We start from the raw sequence: 21,782 nt of genomic DNA on the forward strand, positions 1-21,782 counted from the left end.
CCCGGTCGACCTAAGGTCAATGACCGGCTCTAATAGCGAGGTTTCCACGCCTCGACCCACATGCGAGTGGGCGGACGCAGGCTAAGCGGCTCACCCGGAAAAGGGAAGGGCCTAGTTCCGACCGCGGCTCGCAGCGCCCATTCCCGATCTGCGCCGGTTTGGCGAGGTACCCAGCGCAGTCGTTGCCTCAGTCATACCGCACGAGAAGGCAATTCTGTCGCAAAGCCACACTCACTCTCCGCCAGTACGCAGTTCGTGGAGAGGATTCGTGAAGAACCGGCCGTCACGCGGGTCTGCGTTGGCCTCCCTCCGCCGGTGGGTCGGCTGAGCACGGGTTCGCTAAGCCGGGCGCACATTTCACCCGCGCCCGGTGCTGATTCCCGGGTCGGCCCTGCGTCTGCGATTGCGTAGGAACGTCCTTTACTTCGTGATAGCCGAGCGAACGGCTTCCCAGATCGATGTGGGCGGTACGATGGGCGCCGTCGAATGGAGGGTGGCCACCGACACATGCGGCCAGCTCAGGGGGCCGAAGTTCAGCAGGACCACCTGTGAATATTGGATCTGCGTCGAGTGGACGGTGATCGTGATCGGCTTCGGGATCGGGAATGGCGGGTGGATCAGGAAACTCTGAGCAGGGATGCCAAGCTTGGGGTCGGGGGCCGTTGGAACGACCAGCGGGGGCTGCCCCTCGCGGAAGATCGGGATCGTGATCTTGTGCTCGACCGTCTCGATCCAGAAGGTAGACTTTGCACCCGCGAACATCTTGGGAGGCGCTCCCGCCTGGTGGGCGGGGATATTGGCATTCGCCGTCAGGAAGGCGATGTTTGCATTGCCGCCGCCCTGCGACGGGATGGACAGCACGGGCGGGACCTCCGGTGCGCTCGCCACCTCGATCGTGACGGTGTGGACGATATTTTGGTGAGCGATGGCGTTTCGCAGGAAGCTGTTCGGGTCGTCCAGCAGTGCCTGCGTGATTTGCCCGCCGGCAATGAACGGTCCGAGATCCTGCGGAATTCGAAAAGTGTGAGGGTCGCTTGCAGTCTGGCTTGGGAAGCGGAATGGCGCGCCGCCGGCCGTGGAAAAAGGCGTGGGATCAACCGGCGGGATGTTCGGCGGTCCGGCGGTGCTGGTGCTGCTGCCCTGGAGGTTGATGGTGGTCCCGTGCGGAATCGAAGCCATCCTGACGACCGTTACGCCCACCGGGGGAATGGTACTCGCCGGCACCTGGAGCCAGACCCCGGGCTCGAAATGGATGCCGACGGGCGTTCCCTGAGTGACGTCATTGACCGCCTGCACGTAAGGGACGCCGTTAAGAAACAGATCCGATTGATGGCCGAAACCCCGGTTCGGAATATTGCCGAGCGTACCTTGCGTGAAGGAAAGCGTCTCCTCAGTGAGGTTTATCTCGAGAACATTGTCGTTTGGTCCATGGGGCGGACTCGGGAAAGTTGTCGGGGTTGCCGTGCTGTTGGGTCTGAAGATGAGGTTGAAGCCGCGGCCGGAGAACGTGCCCCGGAACGAATCGAGCGGTCCCACCGGCGCCGGGAAATGGAACGGCGCCAGAAGCCGCTCTTTGGGATTGGACCGAACTTCGTCCCAGTGAAACCCTGGCGAAAGCTCAATCTGGGCGCCGCGCTGCAAGGCGATGGTGGGGCGTAGGAGCTCCTGAATACGCGGGTTGTTTAGCAGCCTCTCTTGGTCGTCGTCGCGATGATCGGTCATCTCGGTTTTCCTCCCCACTCGCTACTGCCGGCGAGATTGTAACAAGCATGCGTAGGGCTGCGGTACGGCCCCTCCGCTGCCGACGAGGCAAGAGTCTTGGAAAACGCGTACATCTGGTCATCATTTCGCATCACCGCGAAACCACGTGATTGCCCCGACGACTCGATTTACCACGTTACGTAGCTCTGTTCAATTGCTGCTCGTCCCAAAGACACTGCTGGCGCAATGGCTGACAAGGATTGAGCACAAAAAGTGTCTTAAGACCTGCTGAACTGTTGTTTATTATCAAGGTGCAGAAGCCTTCCTTTTGGGCTTCTCTTCGAGACTGCGATGGCTTGGCTGCCGTAAGTCGACCGGCTCTCCACTGGCACTAGAGCCTAGGTCAGGTTTACAAAAGAGGGCGGCGGGAGCCCCTCCCTCCGTGGAGACGAGGGGAATCACAGGGTGATGCGTCCAATCTGGTTGAGGCCAAGTTCGCTGAACCAGATATTGCCGTCGGGGCCCAGGGTGATCCGGTGCATGACCGTACGTTGGGAGGGAGCTCTGAAATAGCTGATGTCGATACCAGAGAGGTCACCTGGAGCAGCGTCATTTATCGCCTTGTCGAACCGAATTATGTAGTCGTCGCCCGTCGAACCGAACTCGGGCGGACTAATATACTGCTGGACCCAGAGATTCCCGGCCCGATCGAATGTGTGGCCGGCAAGGATGGCATCCCGTCGGGTCAGGGGCACCGGGAACTCGATGATGTTATGGGGGGCGGCCCTGTCGATGCGGCCCAGCTTGCCGCCCGCCTCCTGAGTAAACCACATTGAGTTACCGTCCGGGCCGGCCTTGATCGTTATCGGGCGGCTATTCGGGGTCGGGATAGGGTGTTCGCTCACCGACCCGTCCGCGCCGACTCTCGCGATCCTCGATCCGCCAAGCTCGGTGCACCAGATGGCGCCTTCGGCGTCGGGTGCGACATAGATTGGAACCGCGCCGATGGTAGGAAGTAGAAAATGCTCTACCTGCCCGTCCGGACTGACACGCCCTACGGTATTAGTGAGTTTTCCTGTGAACCACAGCGCACCGTCTGAGGCAACAGTCAGCCCGTGGGGGCGGGTATTGAAACGCTCGCGCCTCATTTTCGATTTAATCGCAACATCCACGGTGTCGACTATGTTTCCGTCACGGTCGATGCAGGCCAGTTGCCCGAGCCCTTCGAACGTGACCCACAGCCGCCCTTGATGATCGAATACTGATCCGTGCGGCAGGCTACCGGGCGGCATCGCGAAGAAGGTGGGCACGCCTTCCAAGGTGACGCGCGCGATGTGATCGTAGTTTTGACCGGAAACCCAGAATTCAGTGCCTCCGTTTGGATCGAAGACAAGCTCGTGCGTTGATCCACCGCCCGGCAGGCAGCATGCGAAGGGATCCTCCGGCTCGCTGGGCATCGGCATCATCACCGCGGCTGCGCCCGGCCATGCCAGCTTGTATTCATCGATCGGCTTCTCGGTCCGGAGCCCAGCATCCGTCATACGGTCGCGCATCCTAACTCTCCCTCGTTGCTGCCGAGCACTCGGGGACCGGCGGCGCCCACGAGCGGGTGACTAGCACCGGAACACGCGGGCTTGCAAAAGGTCGAAAACAGGCTGTCTTAACAACGATCGCGTTCCTAGTAGGGACGCCGAGTTTTCATTTGACAACGGGACCAATATCGCGTGCACTGCAAACGGGCACTTTTGTACTGGTGGGTAAACGAAAACTAGTTCTGTCATTAGTCGCGACCGGGAAGGTCCGCGCGAGCGTACGGCTGCGGGGTGAAGCATGACGCTTTCAGGTGGGGACACAGACTTGGCGCGCATTGCTGCCGACCTGCAGCGCGCCTTAAGTGGTTATGTGCTTCCACCCGGTGATCCGCGGTATGTCGAGCAGACGCAGATCGACAATGGACGGATCCAGCTTCTGCCAGCCCTCATCGTCATGGTCGACTCGGTCGCCGATGTAGTCAAGACGATGAAGTTCGCACGCCAGCACCGTCTGAAGATCACAGCTAAAGCTGGCGGACACAGCGCCACGGGCTACTGTCTCAACAGTGGCGGCTTAGTCATCGACTTTTCCCTGATGAAGGCGATTCGGCTTGAAGGCGACACTCTGAGGGTTCAGGCCGGCACCCGCTGGATCGATATCTACAACTATCTAGGTGACAAGGGGAACGGCCTGATCCCGGTCGGCGGGGGCTGCGCGCCGGTCGGCGTGTCCGGGTTCGTGCTCGGCGGCGGCTATAGCTTCGCTTCGCGCAGCTACGGCCTTAGCATCGATAACCTCATAGCGCTGACGATCGTGGATGCTGACGGCAACGTACGGGTCATTTCGGAGGACAGCAGCGACCGCACCGACATCGATCTGTTCTGGGCTTGCCGCGGCGGCGGCGGCGGGAATTTCGGGATCGTCGTCGACCTGCACCTGCAACTGCGCAAACCTCGCAGTGAAACCATGCTGGTATCGCAGATCCGATATCGCTCCGACCACGCGCAAGATGTGATTGGCTTCTACAACGACTGGGTTGAAACGCTTCCGAACGAACTCGCCTGCTACGGCATATGGGGTCCGTATACAGACCCGGCGTCCAGCAAGATCATATCAGCCTTCGGCTTTACGTGTGTCTACAACGGTGACGCCGCGGAGGGCATGGACTTGCTCAACCCGCTGTTCAAGCGGGACCCATTTTTCGCGCAGATCAACAACATGACTCTGCCGCAGTTCGAGACGATGGTCGGGCGCAACACCTTGGTCGGCGGCCGTTACGCCTACATCCGCTCGGGCGAAGTGCCGCCCAGGGGCCTCACCATGGATTTCATAGCCACGCTCGACAGGTTCATGTCGAGCGCCCCGAGCCTCGATACCTTCATGGTATGGACCCACGCGGGCGGCGCGATCGACGAGGTGACGAAGGACGCTACGGCCTTCGCGCACCGCGGGGCGCGTTTCATGCCGGAGGTCAAGGCGGTGTGGCCGCGCAACGATGTCGGGCAGACACGCGCCAACGTCGAATGGGCCCACGACTTTTTCGAGCAACTACGGCCTCATTTCAGCGGGGCCTATGTCAATTATATCGACGCCCTCCAGAGCGACTGGAAGCGGATGTATTACGGCGACAATTACGCGCGCCTCCGATCGATCAAGGAGCAGGTGGATCCCGACGGAATCTTCACCTTCCAGCAGGGCATCGCCTCCGATTTCGAGCCCGACATGACGAAGCCGCTCGACCTGGCACCGCTCAATCGCACTTTCGTGGAGTAGCCCATGCTGCCGATCATCGCCCGCTGGAGTATCGCCAAAGGCCACCGCGCGGAGGCGCTGCGCGCGCTCGACGAATTGGTCGCACTGGTGGAGGAGAACGAGCCTTTCGTGCCGATGTACACGGTGAACGTGCCGAACATGTCGCCCGAGCTTACCTCTTTCCCCACTCCGTCTGAGCACGAGGTCGTCTTCCTGTCGGTGTTCGACGATGCGGCCGCGTTCAAGCGGCACATGGACGGCGTGTTCAAGCAGTGGCTGGACGCCAACAAGCAGCATTTCCTGCTCAACAACGGCAACCTGTTTGTCGTGTCCGAATGGCTGGAGCGCCATGCCGGCTTCATCCGCCAGGCGATGGTAACGACCGGCTCGGAGGCCTCCTCATGAAAATCGCTTCGAGCGTCCTCGCCCTGACGGTTGCAGTTCTGCCCCTGGCAGCGGTTGCTGTGTCCGCGAATGATGGCCGCGAGGCCTTGTCCCCGCGGATGATGCCGACAGCCGCAGGTTCGCCCTCGTCGCTTTCGACGGGATCGGCTGCGGCCGGAGCGTGCAACCAGATTCTTCCGCCCAATGCGCCGGGTGTCGTCACCCCCGCGATCGCGAGGAGCGGCTTGCCGTGCGCGATCGCCTTCGACAGCCGACTGCCGTTCAACCTCGTCAATGCCCAGCAAGCCTTCGACTTCAATTCCTGGCTGACTTTCGTTGCGCTGAGCGCGCCGCCGGGCGGCTCCGGCGGGGACGCCCCGGGCGCGTGGGAGGGGTGGCAGGACCTTTCGAGCCTTATGCTGCCCGGAGGGGCTGTGCCGCCTCCCTTCGGCACGTCCGTAGCTCCGCCTGCGATTTGCTCGGGCGCCGGGCGGGGAGCGCCGGTCTTGCGCATGATCAGCAAGACTCCAGTGACCCCGACGGTAAGCGTCGCCGGCCAGCCGCTCAACACCGGTCCGCTGATCGACCAGAACGGCAATTATGCGCGCTACCAGATCCTGGTGAACAAGCCGATGTACGACTACGTCGTCGCCAACCGGCTCTACAGCCGAGCCGGCCAAAGCGCGTTCAAGGGACCAATCCAGTTTCCGGGTGGAAACGATGGCACGGGCTCCGTCGGTGCGATCGTCGTCAAGGCCGCGTGGAAGATCATGGGTCAAAACGACAACCAGGCCCGGTTTCATGTCGTCCGCGGCTATGTGTACACGCCCGCATCTCAGGGCATACGCGCGAACTGCAACATCCGGTCGCTCGGCTTGGTGGGACTCCACATCGTCCACAAAACCACGAACGAGCCGCAATGGAATTGGGCAACCTTTGAGCAGGTCGACAACGTGCCGAGTTCGCCCGGACCTTCGGGCCATTTCAACTTCTACAATCCCGGGTGCACGGCCGCTTGTCGGGTCAATCTGCAGCCGCCGCAGCCTTGGAATCCCGCCGTCCAGCCCTTTCCCGGAGGGTTTCGCAGTCAGATCGCGCGCACGACGCGCTATCCGACGGAGGCCTTGCGCAGCGTCGCGCGCTGGAACCCGCAGTTCCGAGCGGCGCTGAGAGGCAGCGTCCTAGCGAACTATCAGCTGATCACCACCCAGTGGCCGACGGCACCGACCAGCAAGACGGACCCCAACGGCGCTCCTTTCCCCCTATTCGCCGCCAATACCACGATGGAGACCTACGTTCAGGGCAACGTGCCGCAGGCATCTTCCAGCTGCATGGCGTGCCACGGCAACGCGACCGCCGCCAGCGGCCGGACATCGGACTTCAGCTTCATCCTTGAAAAAGCGCAGTAGGAGCAGCCGACGATGATTAGCACGGCCTCGGTCGATCCGCTTGATGATTTCGTCGCGCTGTCGGCGATCCTGACCGGGATCGACGCGAAGCAGCTCCATCCCGACCTCGACACGCACGGCACGGCTGAGGCCTATCTGACCTATGCCTTGCGAAAGGCGGGCGCGTCCCCGGCGGCGCCTTTCTCCAAGCTGATGGCTCTCTACGCGCAGATTAGGCAACGCCCCCCCGCAGAGGTGGCGCAGACAATCCTTTCGAGCGCGGATCGCGACATCGCATACGTCGCGAAGACCGTTATGCTGATGTGGTATCTCGGCGCCTGGTATGAGCCGGCCGCGCTCGACGCCTACATCAGGGCGGTCGGGAACCTCCGGCCGACCGATCCGCCGCCGTTCCTGCCCGCTGCCGTGATCATCTCGAGCGACGCCTACACCCAGGGATGGGCATGGCGGATCGGACAGACTCACCCGATGGGCTACAGCGACTTGCGCTTCGGCTATTGGAACGCGGCGCCGCTGCCGCTCAGCGACTTCGTGGGAGCCCCCTGATGGCCTTGAACGCGCATTATGACGTGGTGATCGTCGGCGCCGGCATTTCCGGGGCGCTTATCGCGAAACGGCTCGGCGCCGCGGGTAAGACGGTGTTGATCCTCGAAGCGGGGCTGGACGGGCAGGGCTCCTATGCCGACTACCTCGAGCGCTTCTATCTCGCCCAGGCCAAGGTTCCCGAGTCGCCCTACGATCCGCCGATCGCGGTTGCCAACAAAGACGGCATCCAGGCTCCGAGCGATCCTTCTGGAATGGCGGTCGGGCGTCCCACCACCTTGATGCTGGGGAGCAATTGGAAGGATCCGACGCAAGCGTACCTGGACCAGCAGGGGCCGCTGGCGTTCGCGAGCACGTATGAGCGGGGCGGCGGCGGTACGATGCGGCACTGGCTCGGTACCAGCCTCCGCTTCGTGCCCAACGATTTCAAGGTTAAGTCGACCTACGGAGTCGAAGAAGACTGGCCGATCCGCTACGAGGACCTGGAGCCTTGGTATTGCCAGGCGGAAGCCGAGATCGGCGTCGCCGCCGCTGTGGACGACCAAGGCTATCACGGGATTCACTTCACGCCGGGTTACCAATATCCGATGCCGCCGATCCCCAACTCGCTGGTCGACCAGGCCGTGACCGTCGGCCTCGCAGGCCTACCGCCGATCGAAGGCATCAAACTCGAAGTCAGCAACACGCCGGCGGGCCGCAATTCCATACCTTATCAGAACCGCCGCCAATGCGCGGGCAACACAAACTGCATTCCCATTTGCCCGATTCAGGCCAAGTACGACCCGACAGTTACGTTGGCCGACGCGCTCCAATTTCCCACCGTCACGATCCAGTACCAGACGGTCGCCAGCGAAATCCTCGTCGGGAGCGGTGACCAGGTGAGCGCGATCAACTTCCTTACCTATGTCGATCCTGACGGACCGGCGACGGGTCGGGGCAGCGTCAGCGCCACGCGCTATGTGATTGCGGCCCACGCGATCGAGACGCCGCGCCTGTTGCTGATGTCGACGAACCAGGGGCGCACTCCGAACGGCGTTGCCAACAGCAGCGGCCATGTCGGCCAGCATCTGATGGACCACCCGATCTATCTTTCATGGGCGCGAACCAAGGAGCCGGTGTTCGGATACCGCGGGCCGCTTTCGACTGCCGGGATCGAGAGCATGCGTGACGGAGCGTTCCGCAGCAAACACGCCGCGTTTCGGATCGAGATCGGCAATGAAGGGTGGAACTTCCCGATCGGCGATCCCTACACAACGACCATCGACATGGTTCTCGGGACCAATGTCAGCCGGCTCAATCCGGACGGGAAGCCGTTGTTCGGTGCGGACCTTGTCAACGATCTTAACGGTGCGCTCACGCGTCAGTTCAGGCTCGGATTCCTGATGGAGCAAACGCCCGATGATGACTGCGACGTGACGCTCTCGCCGAGGTTCAAAGATCGCCTCGGCCTGCCCCGGCCGCGCATCTCCTACAACTTCTCTGATTACACGAAGATGGGATTCGTCGCAGCGCGGCGTGTGGCGACCCAGATTTACGCCGCCATGGGGGCCGAGGAATTCACCCAGGCCGCCGACAAGAGCTGGCTTGGCGAAATCCCGACGTCCTTCTCCGTCACATATGATGCCAATGACGTGCCGGTACCCTCAGGTACGGCGCCACCCAACGGCTCGACGACCGAATATTTCCAATATTTCGGCGCGGGTCACGTCGTTGGCACATACAGGATGGGGACGGACAAAACCTCTTCGGTCGTCAACGCTGAACAGCGATCCTGGGATCATGCCAACCTGTTCTTGGTCGGCAGCGGCGTTTTTCCAACCGTCGCCACTGGCAATCCCACGCTCACGCTGGCGGCGCTGGCACTCTGGGCATCCAAAACAATTCTTGCTGAACTGAAGTAGAGGATCGCCTCGTCGGAACTTTAGGATTCTACTAGTAAAAATCCCCCGCGCCGCAGGCGCCGAGTTCACGAATTGGCGCCAAACGCTCGATCGGAGCACGGAACTAAGCAGAAGCATTCCCTCGAGCCAAGTGGTGAAAGGAGCCGTCATGACGAAGAGAACGTTCTTGGCGCTGACTAAGCGACGGCACGGGCTCCCGCTCGCGTTTGCGATGATTTCGCTGGTAGCCCCGACGCATCTTTCCAGCGCCCAGACCGCCGCCCCTGTCCACGCGCCGACGGCGCCGGCCAGCGTCGGCTTTCTCATCACGCCTCTCGACGTCACAATCTGGCTCCCCGCTGCACCAGCGGTCGGATCTTACCGCGACAACGAAGACACGATGCTCTTCCTCGAGACCCGTGGCCAAGTTGATTTGCCGCGGGGCGCCGAGGCTGCCGCAGACGATGTGTATGTGCCGGCGCAAGTCGCGCCTCGGTTTGCGGCGGCGCTCGGGGTGACACTTACCTAAGCCGACACGCCCCAGACGCTCGAGCTGATTGCGAGGACGGTCACCGACGCCGAGCACCTTGTTGCGCCCGTCAAGCAATCCCTGCCACCCGCCGGTACCGGGCGCGTTCGCCCTTTCGTTGCCCATCCAGCGGAGAAGCATTGCCCGCTGACACTAGAGGACGTGTCGCATCACCTGCCTGACACGGGATCTTATCCGTCAACTCACGCGGTGCTTGGCTGGATCTGGGCATCGATTCTTAGTGATCTCGCCCCCGACCGTTCAGATGCGCTGATCGCCCGTGGGATTGCATTCGGTGAGAGCCGCGCCATCTGCGGTTTCCATTATGAGTCTGATGTTACCGCAGGACGTCTCGCCGCCGCAGCGTTGATGGCGCGGGAGGAAGCAGATCCTGGCTTCCGGCTAGCGCTCGACAATGCGAGGGCCGAATTTAGGACATTCATCGCCCGACACCCGGTCCCCGCCTCGGTCCCGTCGGGGCAGCGCAACCGCTGAAGCGGGCCCCAGCCAACGAATACTGCGCGCTCTCTCAATCTTGGTGGTTGCCGGGCTGAAGATTGATGAGGCGAGCCTCACGCCGAGGTTGGCCGCCGTAAAGTTGCGACTCGATTTGAACATCGACTGCGCGGCCGCTCGGACTTGAATTTTGGAATAGGGGCAGACAATAAGGCCTCCGAGTGGCGATCCTTCACATAGTACCGCCTTCCTTGGGGGGACTCGACGCACGCACGACATTCCCCTCCCTCTGGAGGGCACCGACTTCATCGTCTGACGACCGATCCTCCACCTCTCGAACCTTCATCGACAGGAAGGACGAGGCACTTTTCTCTCTCGGCCTGCTTCGCTCCGGCTTAAGCTCAAATCGGTCCTCTTAGCCTGAGCACGAGGCACTTCCGATGATGCACGACGAAAGCTGTTGTCAAACATAGCAATTCCGTGGATTGTGTCGCTGGATTCTATTTGGACGCAGTGGGACAGCGGCATGGGGAAATGGGCTTTGTGCACGGGTATGTGCATCGCGGTATTGATGGCGTCGGGGGCTGCGGAGGGTAAGCCGGCGGCTCGCGTTCTCGACCTGAAACCCGGATACGCCGTCGAGTTACGGGGAGAGAACGGCACTGACATCAGCGGCCAGACCGCTGCTACGCCGGAAGATTACGAGACAGCCAGCGTGGATCATCTGTTAGGCCGCGATGGCCGTTACTTCGTGGGATCCGTTGCGGTCGCGCCTGGCGCAACCCGCCGAACGCCGCCGCCGAAGCCGGGCGTCGTACGTTTTAAAGCCATCGAATATCCGCAAGGACAAACAGCGCTTGTTGTCGAAAACGGCTATTCATCAGCGCTGACGTACCACCTTGAGATTCTGGCAGGCGGCAAGAAACACAAGGCGACCGTATGTCTCGTGAAGCCGCATAGCCGCACAATTGAACATTGGCCGGGCAAGGTCAGTGTCCTGGACGTCCACGAGCCAAAGCTCATCCCATGGGATAAGGACAGCCGAGTCGTCTGCGGCTAGCGCCGATAGCGTGCTGTTTCCTGACTTTTGCGGTGCCACCTGAAATGCTAGCGCTTCCACCCAGTCCCCCCTCACGATCCGAGGGAGGGGGCGACCCAGCAAAAGACCTCTTCCGCAGCGAGGTTTTCGACGCTCGCCGCGGGCGACTCGCCGGTGAGATACTTCTCCACCAGGAGGGGTTTTCGCGGCTCCTGACCGCGCTCTTTGTCATGATATTTGCCGCCGCCGGTGCTTGGGTGGCGCTCGGCTCTTATCACCGGACAATCGAGGCGAAGGGTCTTCTGATCACAGCCACGAGCTCGGCAAAGATCCTTGCCAGTCGCACTGGTGTCGTAACGCAGCTTTTTGTGAAGGATGGTGATGTCGTAAGAGAGGGCCAAACCATCGCGACGGTGCGGGTGGAACAGGCGAGTGACGTCGGTGCCGGGCTTTCGGAGGCGGGGCAACGCGCCCTCGAGGAGGAGCAGAAACTGGCTCTAGCTCGTGCGTCTCTTGCCCGCCGGAAAATCTCGCTCCAGGACGCAGCCGTGACCGGGATCGTTTCAAGTCTCCGCTCGCAGCGTGCAAAGGTGTCGAAGGAGGCGAAGTGGCAAGGTGAGGTCGTTCGCTCTGAAGAGAAGAGCTTCAGAGCACTCGACAGCGTCGTTTCGCGTGGATGGGTCAGCAAGATTGAATATGAGCGCCGACGCGAAAGCTATCTTCAAGCAGTCGAGCAGCAAGCGCAGCTCGAAACTCAGGCTGAAGCTTTGAATGCTGAGGTTGTTAAAGTCGAGCAAGAAGGCACAGCTGGCCGGATGTCAAGCCAAGACGAGATACTAAGCTCTCTTTCGACCGCCCAAGGCTTACAGGAGCAGCGACTACAATTACAGGCTCAGCATGGTTACACCATCTCTGCACCTGTCGCCGGCCGGGTCACAGCCCTCCAGACGGGCTTAGGTCGCGCCGTCGGCGGGCCGGTTCCGCTCATGTCAATCGTCCCGCTTAACGCTGAGATCGAGGCGGAGATCTATCTTCCCTCACGGGCGATTGGCTTCGTCCGTGTAGGCGAGCGGGCGAAGCTCGAGTATGATGCGTTCCCGTATCAGCGCTACGGGAGTTTTGACGGGGGCATCATCTCCGTTTCCAGGGTTGCGCTGTCGCAAAATGAAGCCGATGTACCTTTCAAGGTAGAGGAGCCAGTCTACAAAGCAGTTGCGAGGATTGATCATCAAGACGTTTTGGCCTACGGGAAGCGATACTCGCTGAAGCCGGGCATGACCCTCACAGCATCCATTGTGTTGGACCAGCAGCCTTTCTGGGATTGGCTAATGAGCCCTTTCCGCGCCGCAAGCCGGGGCTGACGCATTGCAGCTTGAAACGCACCTCTTTCGACGCGGAACGCCGCTCTACTTTCAAACCGAAGCCAGTGAGTGTGGACTCGCCTGCCTGGCGATGACGGTCAGTGCGCACGGTCTAGTCGTTGATGTAAGTTCACTGCGGCGAAGATTTAGCATCTCGCTCAAAGGCGCTACCCTTCCAGCCTTGGTTCAAATGGCAGAAGCCCTCGGCTTCGCCGCCCGCGCGGTCCGGCTCGAGCCAACCGACTTTCGGTACTTGCGCCTGCCGGTGGTGCTCCACTGGAACCTCAATCATTTTGTTGTACTGGTGAGTATTTCGCGGCAGCGTGGAAGTCCTCGTTACCATATAAATGACCCCGCTGTCGGACGGGTTACGATGAACGCCCAAGACTTCTCAGACCACTTTACCGGAGTGGCGCTGGAGCTGTCGCCGACCCTTGGCTTCCGGCCGGCGAAGCAGGTCGAAAGATTGAAGATAAGTCAGCTCTGGAGTCGTATCGTTGGCCTCTGGCCCAGCCTCGCGCAGCTTTTGGCGCTGTCTATTCTGCTTCAGCTGGCCGCACTGGCTGCTCCATTCTACATGCAGTCTGCCATAGACTCGGCATATCCTGCAGGTGACCTCGACCTACTTCTCCTTCTCGCTCTCGGGTTTGGGGGGTTGGCGTTCATCACCATTTGCGTGACATGGCTACGGTCTCTCGTTTTGATAAATGTCAACAATTCGTTGTCATTTCAAATGTCGAGTAACCTGCTACAACATTTGGTTAAGCTTCCGCTTAGCTGGTTTGAGAAGCGCCAGGTGGGAGATATTATATCTCGTTTTACTTCGACCCAGCCTATTACCACGCTGTTGAGCGACGGGCTGATTTCCGGAATTATAGACGGCATCCTGGCGTCCACGACGCTGGCGCTGGTGTTCTTATACTCCCCTATGCTCGCGTCTATAAGTTTGGGCGCGACCGTCCTCTACGTGGTACTCAGACTCTCGTTTGTTCCCGCCTTACGATCATTGAACGTCGGGACGATCCGCGCAATTGCGGCAGAGAGTTCCACCTTCATTGAAACAATGAGGGGAATTTTTACAATTAAAGCCTCTGGCAATGAACAAACCCGACAGCGAGTCTGGTTCAGAAAAAAGTCTGACGTCGTTAATGCGCAGACTCGGCTGGCCCGATTGAATGCAGCGTTCGCTGCAGGTCAAGGACTGGTACTCAGTGCCGAGCGAGTCTTGTTTATATATCTAGGTATTCGCCTCGCGATGAAAGGAGAGATCACGCTCGGCTCAATTTTTGCCCTTCAGGCTTACAAGCAGCAATTTATGGATGCTACAGCTAGGCTTGTTGATCAGTCGGTGAACCTTACCCTCGTGAAAGTGCACCTCTCTCGCATCTCCGACATCGCTCTCAGTCAGGTGGAGCCGGCCCCCGAGGCGATGTCCGCGCCGCTATCTGGGCCGCCCGTAATAGAATTGAAAAACGTGTGGTACAAGTATGGGACGAACGAGCCCGACGTTCTTCGCGGCGTGTCAATTCGTATCGAGCCTGGTCAGTTCGTGGCTATAGTAGGACCTTCTGGGGGCGGGAAGACCACCCTGCTGAAGATCATGATGGGACTCCTTCCGCCTACCTATGGCGAGGTTCTGGTGAACGGAATCAGGCTCTCAAACTTCGGGCCCCAAAACTGGAGAAGTCAATGTGGTTTCGTTGGACAGGAGGACCTTCTCTTCGCAGGCTCCATCGCGGATAACATCGCTTTTTTCGATCCAGATTTGGACATGAGCAGGGTTCAGGCGTCTGCTGTTGAGGCGTGTGTGGCCGCCGAAATTGAGGCGATGCCGCTGAAGTACGAAAGTGCCGTTGGTGACATGGGATCGGTACTTTCCAGTGGGCAGAAGCAGCGGATCCTGCTCGCGCGAGCTTTCTACCGTCGCCCCGTCGCCATCTTCCTCGATGAGGTGACAGCCCACTTAGACGCCATGTCGGAAGGGTCCGTGCTCGCTGCGCTTGCAAAGTGCGACGCGACCCGGGTGGCAATTGCCCACAGGCCTCGTGCCCTGGAGATTGCGACGCGGCTTCTGGTTGTCCAGGATGGCACTGTCCGAGAATTTGCGAAGTCCGACTCAACAGTAGCTTCTGCGTCTGATAAGCAGTGATTCGCGGCGCGTCTCTGTGCCCAACTGCCATCGACCAAAGGAGCTTGGCGAATGTCCAACGTAGCGTCTTCCCCGGTTCGTGATCTTACCAATGCCGAGATGGCGCTCGTCGCCGGCGCGAGCTCGAGCGATGACCGTGATGACCCGGTCATTTGGCCGGTAGACCCGGGTGCCGATGTAGATGTGTATCTGGCTTTCGGTGGGTACGACGAATCTGCGGACAACGAATATGACACCAACTCGGACGATGTTCCCGCAGAAGGTGATCCTATCATCGTCACCGGACACCGGCTGAGCGACAACGATGACGGTTCATCATGGCAGGCGCCGGACTGGTGGTCGAATCCCTATCTCGCTCCAGGTGTCGAGACATGGGGCGGTAGCGGCGATGTACCAGAGGCCTCGCACGACCCTCTGACGCCGCATCAGATAGAGGTGGCGAGTAAGATTATTCAGGCGCGTGCCGCGGCGCTTAGAACGATAGTTGAGGAACATCCCGGTATTCAGGTCAACATGCCGGACCATACTCTATCAGACGCCGCGCACATGCTCGGTAACCTTGATAAAGCGCTTACTGCAATACAGGCTGGCACCCTAGGCTACGAGATCGCGGTCGGCGATAAGGACTTTCACGATGCGATTGCGTTCGCGTTCGGCCTAACGGCCGCTGCCATGGCTGCCGAGGCAGAGGCTCCGGCGGTCTTCGAGTTTCTGATTGGTGAGGGGGCCGAGTACGCCGCAAACCACATGGTCGATTGGATCGATGCCACGAAGGTTTGGATTAACGACGAAGCCCATTCCGCCAGTCAAGAGGTGCAGCATTGGGTGGAGACGCATCAGGACCAGACCGGAGACAACAGAAACCCAATCCAGGTCTATCAAGGAATGTTTGGGATTCCCATTAGCCCGCAGCTGTAGGATGGTTCAGATGGGGAGTCTGCCGTGCCGGCGGGCTCCCCCCGGATGGAGAGGCTCCAGCTTGAATAGTTCGCTTGCCGCAGCAGCCGCCGTCTTCGCGGTTGCTGCGTGCGCGGCAACGCCTGCACCACCGCGGAAGGGCCTACCAACCGCGGTTATTTACCTCCCTGGAGCCGATCCGGATGTCACGTCCCTGCGATTGATAGTTCGGTCCGGCACACTGAACGAGCAGGCGAGCACATGTGGGGCGATCCATCTCCTGGAGCATGTATGGGGAGGCCACTTGTTTGCGCGACTTCGGCCGGGCGCGGGTTTCCAAGTGCGGATCAACGGAGCGACGGGACCCGACCGAATGGTGATGTCTCTCGACACTACCGGAGGGACCGAGGGCTTCGAGGCAGCGTTAGATGCGTTCGGAGAGCTCTTCCAGAACCCGCCTGACCCGGAAGAGATTTCCCGCGAATTACCTTTAGTTCGAGCTGAACGCGACATCCGCAAGGCGCTCGGTCCGGCGGCGGAGGTTATCGTCGCAATGCAGCCGGCGGCACGTGAGAAAGCATCGGGCACCTGTCTCGTCGGCGCACCCAGCAGCGCCGTTGATGATCTCTGGCGCGGCTTGAGGTCGATCCCGATTCAACTCGTGATCGTTTCGGGAAGATCCGAGGATGCGACGCAGTCCGTTCTGCAGCGGTCATCGCTCATGCGCTACCTTCGCGGAGGCTCCGGCAACCGGCCGACTGTAGATTTTGACGTGCCGAAAGTGCCTCTGGCATCCCAACCGGGCAAACGGGTGTGGTTTGCTGCCGCCGATTCTGATCTGCTGACGTCCGCGTCCTACTGGATCTTGGTTGGCTCTCGATTGGGGCCAAGCGAGCCCCGACTAGAGCCGCTCGGGGATCTTGGCTACGAGGTCAGTTTCAAGACGCCTATCGCGGCTTCAGCCGACGAAGCCGTTGCGGCCGTACGGCGCGACATCATCGATGACCGATTAACCGATCGACAGGCCGAAGAAGCGTTGGAGCGCGCACGTGCTTTGATTTGCCGGTCCGTAAATGGGAGGACGCGTGAATCGATCGCAGCGGCTGATCTCATCGCTTTTGATCCTTGGTCGGGAATCCTGCCTCTCCAGCCTAGTTTTTGCTCAAGGAACAGCGGTACTCCGCGGCAGATTTTGAAGCACTGGGTAGAGGCACGATCTGGAGGTATGCGTCAACTGACAATCCCGTTTGAGTGGATAGCTCCGCAGGCCCCAAAGCCGACCCTCGCCGTCAAGATCTGTAGTCCGCCGAGTTCTACCCGTCTCGACGGCGGTGCAGCTTCCACAGAGCAGCTGACCCTGCGAGAGCTTCTAATCCGCCGGCTCCGACTCCGTGACCGTTTAGCCCTTAACGTTGCTCCAGCGCGATCTGCTGCTGAAGGCAGCCGGGAGTGCTGGGGGTTCGGTCTAATAGGAGTAGTGGCCTCCCCCGCGGACCTAGTCGCTTCCGTGCGTCGGGGGACGGGGAGTTTCCCGGTCGAAGCTTTGCAAGCTCGCACGGTCGCCTGTATGGAGTGGGCATCAACGGGAGCTCCCGGAACAGCGAGATCCGGGTGCGTGAGGCGTGGGAGTGGGGACGACGCGCGATTGGAGGCTGAGCTTTCAGATGCCACGGTGTTCAATCTTTAGTGAACGTCTCATGTTTGGCGTGGACGTGAAAACGGAACTTGCATGACCCGGTGGTCTTTGTTCGTCAGTCTCGTCGCGGTCTCGGCAGTTATTATTGCTTGTTGGATCAAGGGTGCGCTGACTGCGCGCTTATTTTTCATTTTGCCTATCATTCCGTTTTACCTTTACGTGACTGACATTCGAATTGCCGCCTGGACAAGGCGAGTTAAGACTCGCGATAATTAATCACCTTCGCTTGCCGCGGAGGGCGGCATCTGGTGGCATCTACTGGGCGCGTTGATCAATCCACGCGCCTCGTCCTGTGGGCCGCGAAGCCTCGGCCCAGGCACTCGGTTCCTCCTCTCAGTGGCCCCGCCCTTGAATTTGCATGCCCCCTGCGTGCCCGGGGAAATGGATAAGTGCGTCGCTAGCTTTTGAGGGACAATTCCTAGGTCACTCGCGCTGACTCGGCAGGTGGGTCGAGCGAAACGCGTTAGTCCGAACCGCCCCACGTCAAACACCGCCTATTGGGACAGTCTCGTCTGAAGGCGCCGGCATAATATCACCGACTGCGCCAGATACCGCATCATGTGCTCCCAATCGCCTTGTTGCTGAGCACGCCGAAGCGCCAACAGCCATGCCCCTCCGGTGACGAGTCCAATCTCATAGAGCGGGAGGTACGAGCGCGTCAGGCCGGATTCCTGGAGCATTTGATTGAACAGGATGCGGCTCATTCTCCCGTTCCCGTTCATGAAAGGGTGAATGGCGGCGGCCACGGTCATTGCGGCGGCGGCGGCGAAGGCTGGAGCCTCAACCCAAAGGGGCCGCAGCGATTCGGCTAGTCGTTCGATGAACTTTGAGATCGTCAGCGGATCCACGAAAGCCGACCGCCGTCCGAGGGCGTCTGCATGCGACTCAATCGGTTTAGTGCGGAAAGCAGCTTCGGCCTGGAGGGAGGCAGACTGCAGCGCGAGCATTTGGCGGCCGAGCGCTTCGCCGGACGCTAGTGCGCCACCATCAAAGCGAGATGCCCTCCCGAGTGCGGCCGTTTCTAATGCAACCCGGTTCAGCAGACCGGGACACCGTACCGAGCGGTCGAGGTGCGGGGTCAGGGGGTCGGTGAATTCCGTGAGTAGGTCAGGCTCCGTTGCTACGAATTTGTGGAGCAGCAAATGAAGTTTCGATAGATCCTCAGACGTCCAAGGTGCGAGGCCCCGAAGCTCACGGACGAAATCAGCTGTCGTGGTCGGAGGCACCACCGGTACGTCAGGGACTGGGAGGGGAAAAAGCATGGCCCTCCCGACCTCGCTGCTGGCTGTGTGGCTTTCTTACGACAATTTTATCTACATCGGCAAAAGTTGCAACATGACGCAGGTTGGGGGCGGCCGTCACCTCGTTGCAGGCAGCGTGCAGCTGGTGCGGCCACCGCGATTTCAGGAAGATCGAGGGTCCCGACTCGATCGTTTGAAGGGGCCGAGGACGAGGCCGTTCGCGATGGGTTGGTGCCGCCAGAAGCCTCGCCTTTGCCAGGTGCCGGCGCGTCGGCGCAGCGGCGCCGCGGGATCGTTGTCGCAAGCAGCTGAGAAATTTGAAAAGCGGCGAGGATGATGCGCGCTCCTGCGGAGAATTCAACGGACCGGCCGTCGCGTAGAGGCAACGGTAGGCGGGCGGCGGTCTGAAGAGCGATGCTCCAGATGGCTCGCGCTCTATGGGAGAGGTCGTCGAAGGCGGGCTCCTCGCGGAGCCAATCGGCGGCGGCAGGCGTCAGTCTATCGAGCATCGGATCATCTCGGTGCAGGAAACCCCCTGCATCATCTCATCGGCGATCGGGAGGAGCATCAGGTTGCTGTCGAATGGGCAACGCCTGCAATGACCGCCGCCCGCAACGGCAGCGCGGAACTGGTGATCGCATGCGCAGGCCTGTTTGACAGCCGAAACTGAAGTCCGGGAGACCTCCATTGATGCCATCCTAGGTGTCGTACCGCGCGACCGGATCATCCCGTAAGTGTCGGCACTTCGGGCTGGCGTCTTCCTGCTGGTAGCACGCTGTCCGCGCGCCTCCCCCGTTCGCTCGGCTCAGCTCGTCGCCGGGCGCCGGCCTATCTGGAAACCAGGAGCAATCGCGACTCGATCAGCGATTGAGATTAAGGCGAGTACGAAAGAGCCGGTGATGCGCTAAAGCAGGTAATTTGCGCTTAACGAACAAAATGAATGCGAATTGTGTGGTTATGCATCATCGCCTTGATCGGAGAGTGGTTTCTGGCGCCTTTTTGGGTGAATTCGTCAATGAGGGATTAATCTCTGCTTTGCGATTGTTTAAGGCCGCGCATGCAACTCTGAGTGCGAATCGCCTCTGCAGGCGGTTCCGCGGTTTGGCTTGAGAGAGTGTGATATATTGCCCACTGTAGCCGATAAATCACACGCCACCGAAACAAACTGCGGCTGCGAATCAGCGGGTTTGTCACCTAACCGCTTGAGAGTGAACGTCACTCCACGGTTTCTGCAGTGATGGCTGATGCGGCGGCGTGGGGGCTGTCAAGCTAGTTTTTTCGGAACCGGGCTATTAATGTTGCGTTGGGAGACCGAGGTATGCGGATCGAAGCAGTGGCAAGAAAAGCTTCGCCTGCAAGCGAGCCACGGTGGCCCAAAACAAGTGGACGGGGGCGCAAGCGTGGATAGGGCAGAAATGAGCGACCGAAAAGCACCTGTGGATTTTGGCTTCCTATTGGAAGCCGATGTCCAATTTGAGAACAGGGTTAGCCCGGCCGACGAGGCCAAGAAACGCTTTGTGATGAGCGACCAAAATCACCGCAACGTTTCCGGTGAGGATGTGTGGCGGGTATTCTGGAGCGAGGAGTTTCAGGCGAACAGGCCCTCCACCGTCACAGAGCCAGCGACAGACAAATAAGGGTCCCATTCGGGCCATTTTCCGCATGTGCGGCGGTGCGCCGTCGGCACACGCGGTAGTTCGCGTTTCGGGCTCGGCCAATCCTCCACCGTGAAGTTTGCGTTAACCGGTTGAGATGGTAGAGGTCGAGCATCCACGGGGATCGATCCTCTGGATGCCGTGGTGGGCACATAGGCGCGTTAGGGGAGACGCCGGGTGGGTGATGGTCACGAGAGCAGCCTATTTTATAGCGACGAAAGTGGGGTGGAGCGGCTGAAGGAGACGGTGGAGCGTTTCGCCAAGGATGTGTGCAGAGCTCAAGCAGTTCCGATAAAGATCGACGAATTCATCTGCGCAGAAGTCCACGCCCGCGCGAAAGAGACGCTCGGCTTTCACAAAATCAAAGAGTACTCCGTCTACAAGGAGGTCGCTCACGTCGGATTTTGGATCAACCGCCTTAAACCGCTTCGTATCGATTCCCCGATGAATGTCTTTCGCGTATTAGAAATGGCGAGAGGCGCCCTCGACGAGTGGACCAAGGGTCGGTGGACGACGATTGAGCAGAAAGCTCGATCCGCTGAGGAGACCCTGAGCCGAAAGCTTGATTTCCCAGTGAACGAGCACGTGGTTGTTTCTCTCGTGATGGATCTCGTGGAGGCGGCGCAGCTTGCTCACGCTGAAAAGCTAGGTGGCGTCACCGGCACGGATTTTCTAACCGCCATCGAGGATAACAAGAAACGCGCCCCGTGGCTTCGCAACAGGCTTGAGAGCTCGCTACGTGACCACAACCACTCCGCTCGCGGGTTCGCTACCTTGGTGGAAGCCACATTCAGAACTCGCTGTGAGCACGACTAAAACTCGTTTGTGGCTTCTGGCCGCTTGCTGCGTGCCATATCTTCTCCTGGTTCCTGCAGCAACGAGGACACTCATCTTCGGACACAGGGGGTGGGCGGCGGTTGCAACTGCTTGCCTGCTCCTTCTCGTCGGTTTGATGAGATACCGCGACAGCAGCGATGAAGATCGGGGCGATCAAGGGTTTGGTCTAGTGCGCTCTTTGTTGCGGGACGTCCTGACCCACGACAAAGACGCTTCCACGTTTGCCGGGCCCGTGGTTGGGGTATTCATGGGTATCGTGACGTTCGGATCCACGCCGGATACTCGTGCACCACAGATTTCACCCGCTAAAGCACAATCGACGAGCCCCGCGTCATCCCCGGCGGCCCCCCCGGTGCAAACTGTGAAGGTTGGTGCGCACGTCGCAGGAGCCGGAAACCAAGCGCCTGGAGATGCGGTCACCGCGTCTCCGACTCCTCGGGTCGCCATACCTGCCGACTCGGGATTGGCGGTGGGCCAGAAGAAGCATCAGGCGAAGTGAGGAACGCGGCTGCGCAGCCGGGGCTGGTCATACATACACTTCAGGTGCAGTGCTGTGCGCGACCGGCGCACTAATATTGCGACCGGACAAAATCGCTGGCGCGCCCGGCAGGATTCGAACCTGCGACCCCAAGCTTAGAAGGCTCGTGCTCTGTCCAACTGAGCTACGGGCGCCCGTGCGGTCCTGTAGCGCGGAATGTCGGGGGCTGCCATGGTGGCGCG

The 21,782-nt window shown here is 60.2% G+C and carries 16 protein-coding genes and 1 tRNA gene; 13 read left to right on the forward strand and 4 right to left on the reverse strand.

The window, feature by feature from the left end; translation table 11 throughout:
* Window positions 1-420: 420 nt before the first annotated feature.
* Together VGC56_RS07405 and VGC56_RS07410 are read right to left on the reverse strand one after the other, a co-directional pair.
* Window positions 421-1,722: a heme-binding protein gene (locus VGC56_RS07405; protein WP_464124243.1), complete on the reverse strand. Its 1,302-nt coding sequence runs from the start codon at window positions 1,720-1,722 to the stop codon at window positions 421-423.
* 437 nt (window positions 1,723-2,159) lie between these two features.
* Window positions 2,160-3,254 (reverse strand): Vgb family protein, encoded by a 1,095-nt coding sequence (locus VGC56_RS07410; RefSeq protein ID WP_464124244.1) that lies wholly within the window; start codon window positions 3,252-3,254, stop codon window positions 2,160-2,162.
* A 304-nt stretch (window positions 3,255-3,558) separates the two neighbouring features.
* Between VGC56_RS07410 and VGC56_RS07415 the strand changes: the two genes are divergently transcribed.
* The 11 genes from VGC56_RS07415 (at window position 3,559) to VGC56_RS07465 (ending at window position 15,654) form a co-directional block, all read left to right on the forward strand.
* Entirely contained in the window at window positions 3,559-5,007 is a 1,449-nt protein-coding gene (locus tag VGC56_RS07415) for an FAD-binding oxidoreductase (RefSeq protein ID WP_464124245.1), read from the forward strand.
* A 3-nt stretch (window positions 5,008-5,010) separates the two neighbouring features.
* A complete protein-coding gene (locus VGC56_RS07420) occupies window positions 5,011-5,391 on the forward strand; it encodes a putative quinol monooxygenase (protein WP_464124246.1) in 381 nt (126 codons plus the stop codon).
* Complete coding sequence (locus VGC56_RS07425; protein WP_464124247.1) at window positions 5,388-6,779, forward strand: hypothetical protein; 1,392 nt, start codon at window positions 5,388-5,390, stop codon at window positions 6,777-6,779. Before VGC56_RS07420 ends, VGC56_RS07425 begins: the two co-directional genes overlap by 4 nt.
* Window positions 6,780-6,791: 12 nt before the next feature.
* Window positions 6,792-7,325 carry a hypothetical protein gene (locus VGC56_RS07430; protein WP_464124248.1) on the forward strand — a complete coding sequence of 178 codons (534 nt, stop codon included), beginning with the start codon at window positions 6,792-6,794 and terminating at the stop codon, window positions 7,323-7,325.
* Entirely contained in the window at window positions 7,325-9,223 is a 1,899-nt protein-coding gene (locus tag VGC56_RS07435; protein WP_464124249.1) for a GMC family oxidoreductase, read from the forward strand. The genes VGC56_RS07430 and VGC56_RS07435 overlap by 1 nt, the downstream gene beginning before the upstream one ends.
* A gap of 148 nt (window positions 9,224-9,371) precedes the next feature.
* On the forward strand, window positions 9,372-9,731 hold the full coding sequence (locus VGC56_RS07440; RefSeq protein ID WP_464124250.1) for a hypothetical protein: 360 nt from the start codon (window positions 9,372-9,374) through the stop codon (window positions 9,729-9,731).
* An 81-nt stretch (window positions 9,732-9,812) separates the two neighbouring features.
* Complete coding sequence (locus tag VGC56_RS07445) at window positions 9,813-10,226, forward strand: phosphatase PAP2 family protein (RefSeq protein WP_464124376.1); 414 nt, start codon at window positions 9,813-9,815, stop codon at window positions 10,224-10,226.
* 448 nt (window positions 10,227-10,674) lie between these two features.
* Entirely contained in the window at window positions 10,675-11,247 is a 573-nt protein-coding gene (locus VGC56_RS07450; RefSeq protein WP_464124251.1) for a hypothetical protein, read from the forward strand.
* 209 nt (window positions 11,248-11,456) lie between these two features.
* On the forward strand, window positions 11,457-12,587 hold the full coding sequence (locus VGC56_RS07455; RefSeq protein WP_464124252.1) for an HlyD family secretion protein: 1,131 nt from the start codon (window positions 11,457-11,459) through the stop codon (window positions 12,585-12,587).
* 4 nt (window positions 12,588-12,591) lie between these two features.
* Window positions 12,592-14,736, forward strand: coding sequence for a peptidase domain-containing ABC transporter (locus VGC56_RS07460; protein WP_464124253.1), 2,145 nt, complete (start codon window positions 12,592-12,594; stop codon window positions 14,734-14,736).
* A 51-nt stretch (window positions 14,737-14,787) separates the two neighbouring features.
* The gene (locus tag VGC56_RS07465) at window positions 14,788-15,654 is read left to right on the forward strand and encodes a hypothetical protein (RefSeq protein ID WP_464124254.1); all 867 of its coding nucleotides are present in this window, start codon (window positions 14,788-14,790) and stop codon (window positions 15,652-15,654) included.
* A gap of 2,169 nt (window positions 15,655-17,823) precedes the next feature.
* Here VGC56_RS07465 and VGC56_RS07470 read toward each other — a convergent pair.
* On the reverse strand, window positions 17,824-18,276 hold the full coding sequence (locus tag VGC56_RS07470) for a Fic family protein (protein WP_464124255.1): 453 nt from the start codon (window positions 18,274-18,276) through the stop codon (window positions 17,824-17,826).
* A gap of 1,709 nt (window positions 18,277-19,985) precedes the next feature.
* Between VGC56_RS07470 and VGC56_RS07475 the strand changes: the two genes are divergently transcribed.
* Window positions 19,986-20,207 carry a hypothetical protein gene (locus VGC56_RS07475; protein WP_464124256.1) on the forward strand — a complete coding sequence of 74 codons (222 nt, stop codon included), beginning with the start codon at window positions 19,986-19,988 and terminating at the stop codon, window positions 20,205-20,207.
* 243 nt (window positions 20,208-20,450) lie between these two features.
* On the forward strand, window positions 20,451-21,041 hold the full coding sequence (locus VGC56_RS07480; RefSeq protein ID WP_464124257.1) for a hypothetical protein: 591 nt from the start codon (window positions 20,451-20,453) through the stop codon (window positions 21,039-21,041).
* Between the two features lie 616 nt (window positions 21,042-21,657).
* On the opposite strand, the gene VGC56_RS07485 is transcribed toward VGC56_RS07480, so the two are convergent.
* Window positions 21,658-21,734, reverse strand: a tRNA-Arg gene (locus VGC56_RS07485).
* Between the last annotated feature and the right edge of the window lie 48 nt (window positions 21,735-21,782).

The organism is Allosphingosinicella sp. (assembly GCF_036403745.1).
Classification (GTDB): domain Bacteria; phylum Pseudomonadota; class Alphaproteobacteria; order Sphingomonadales; family Sphingomonadaceae; genus Allosphingosinicella.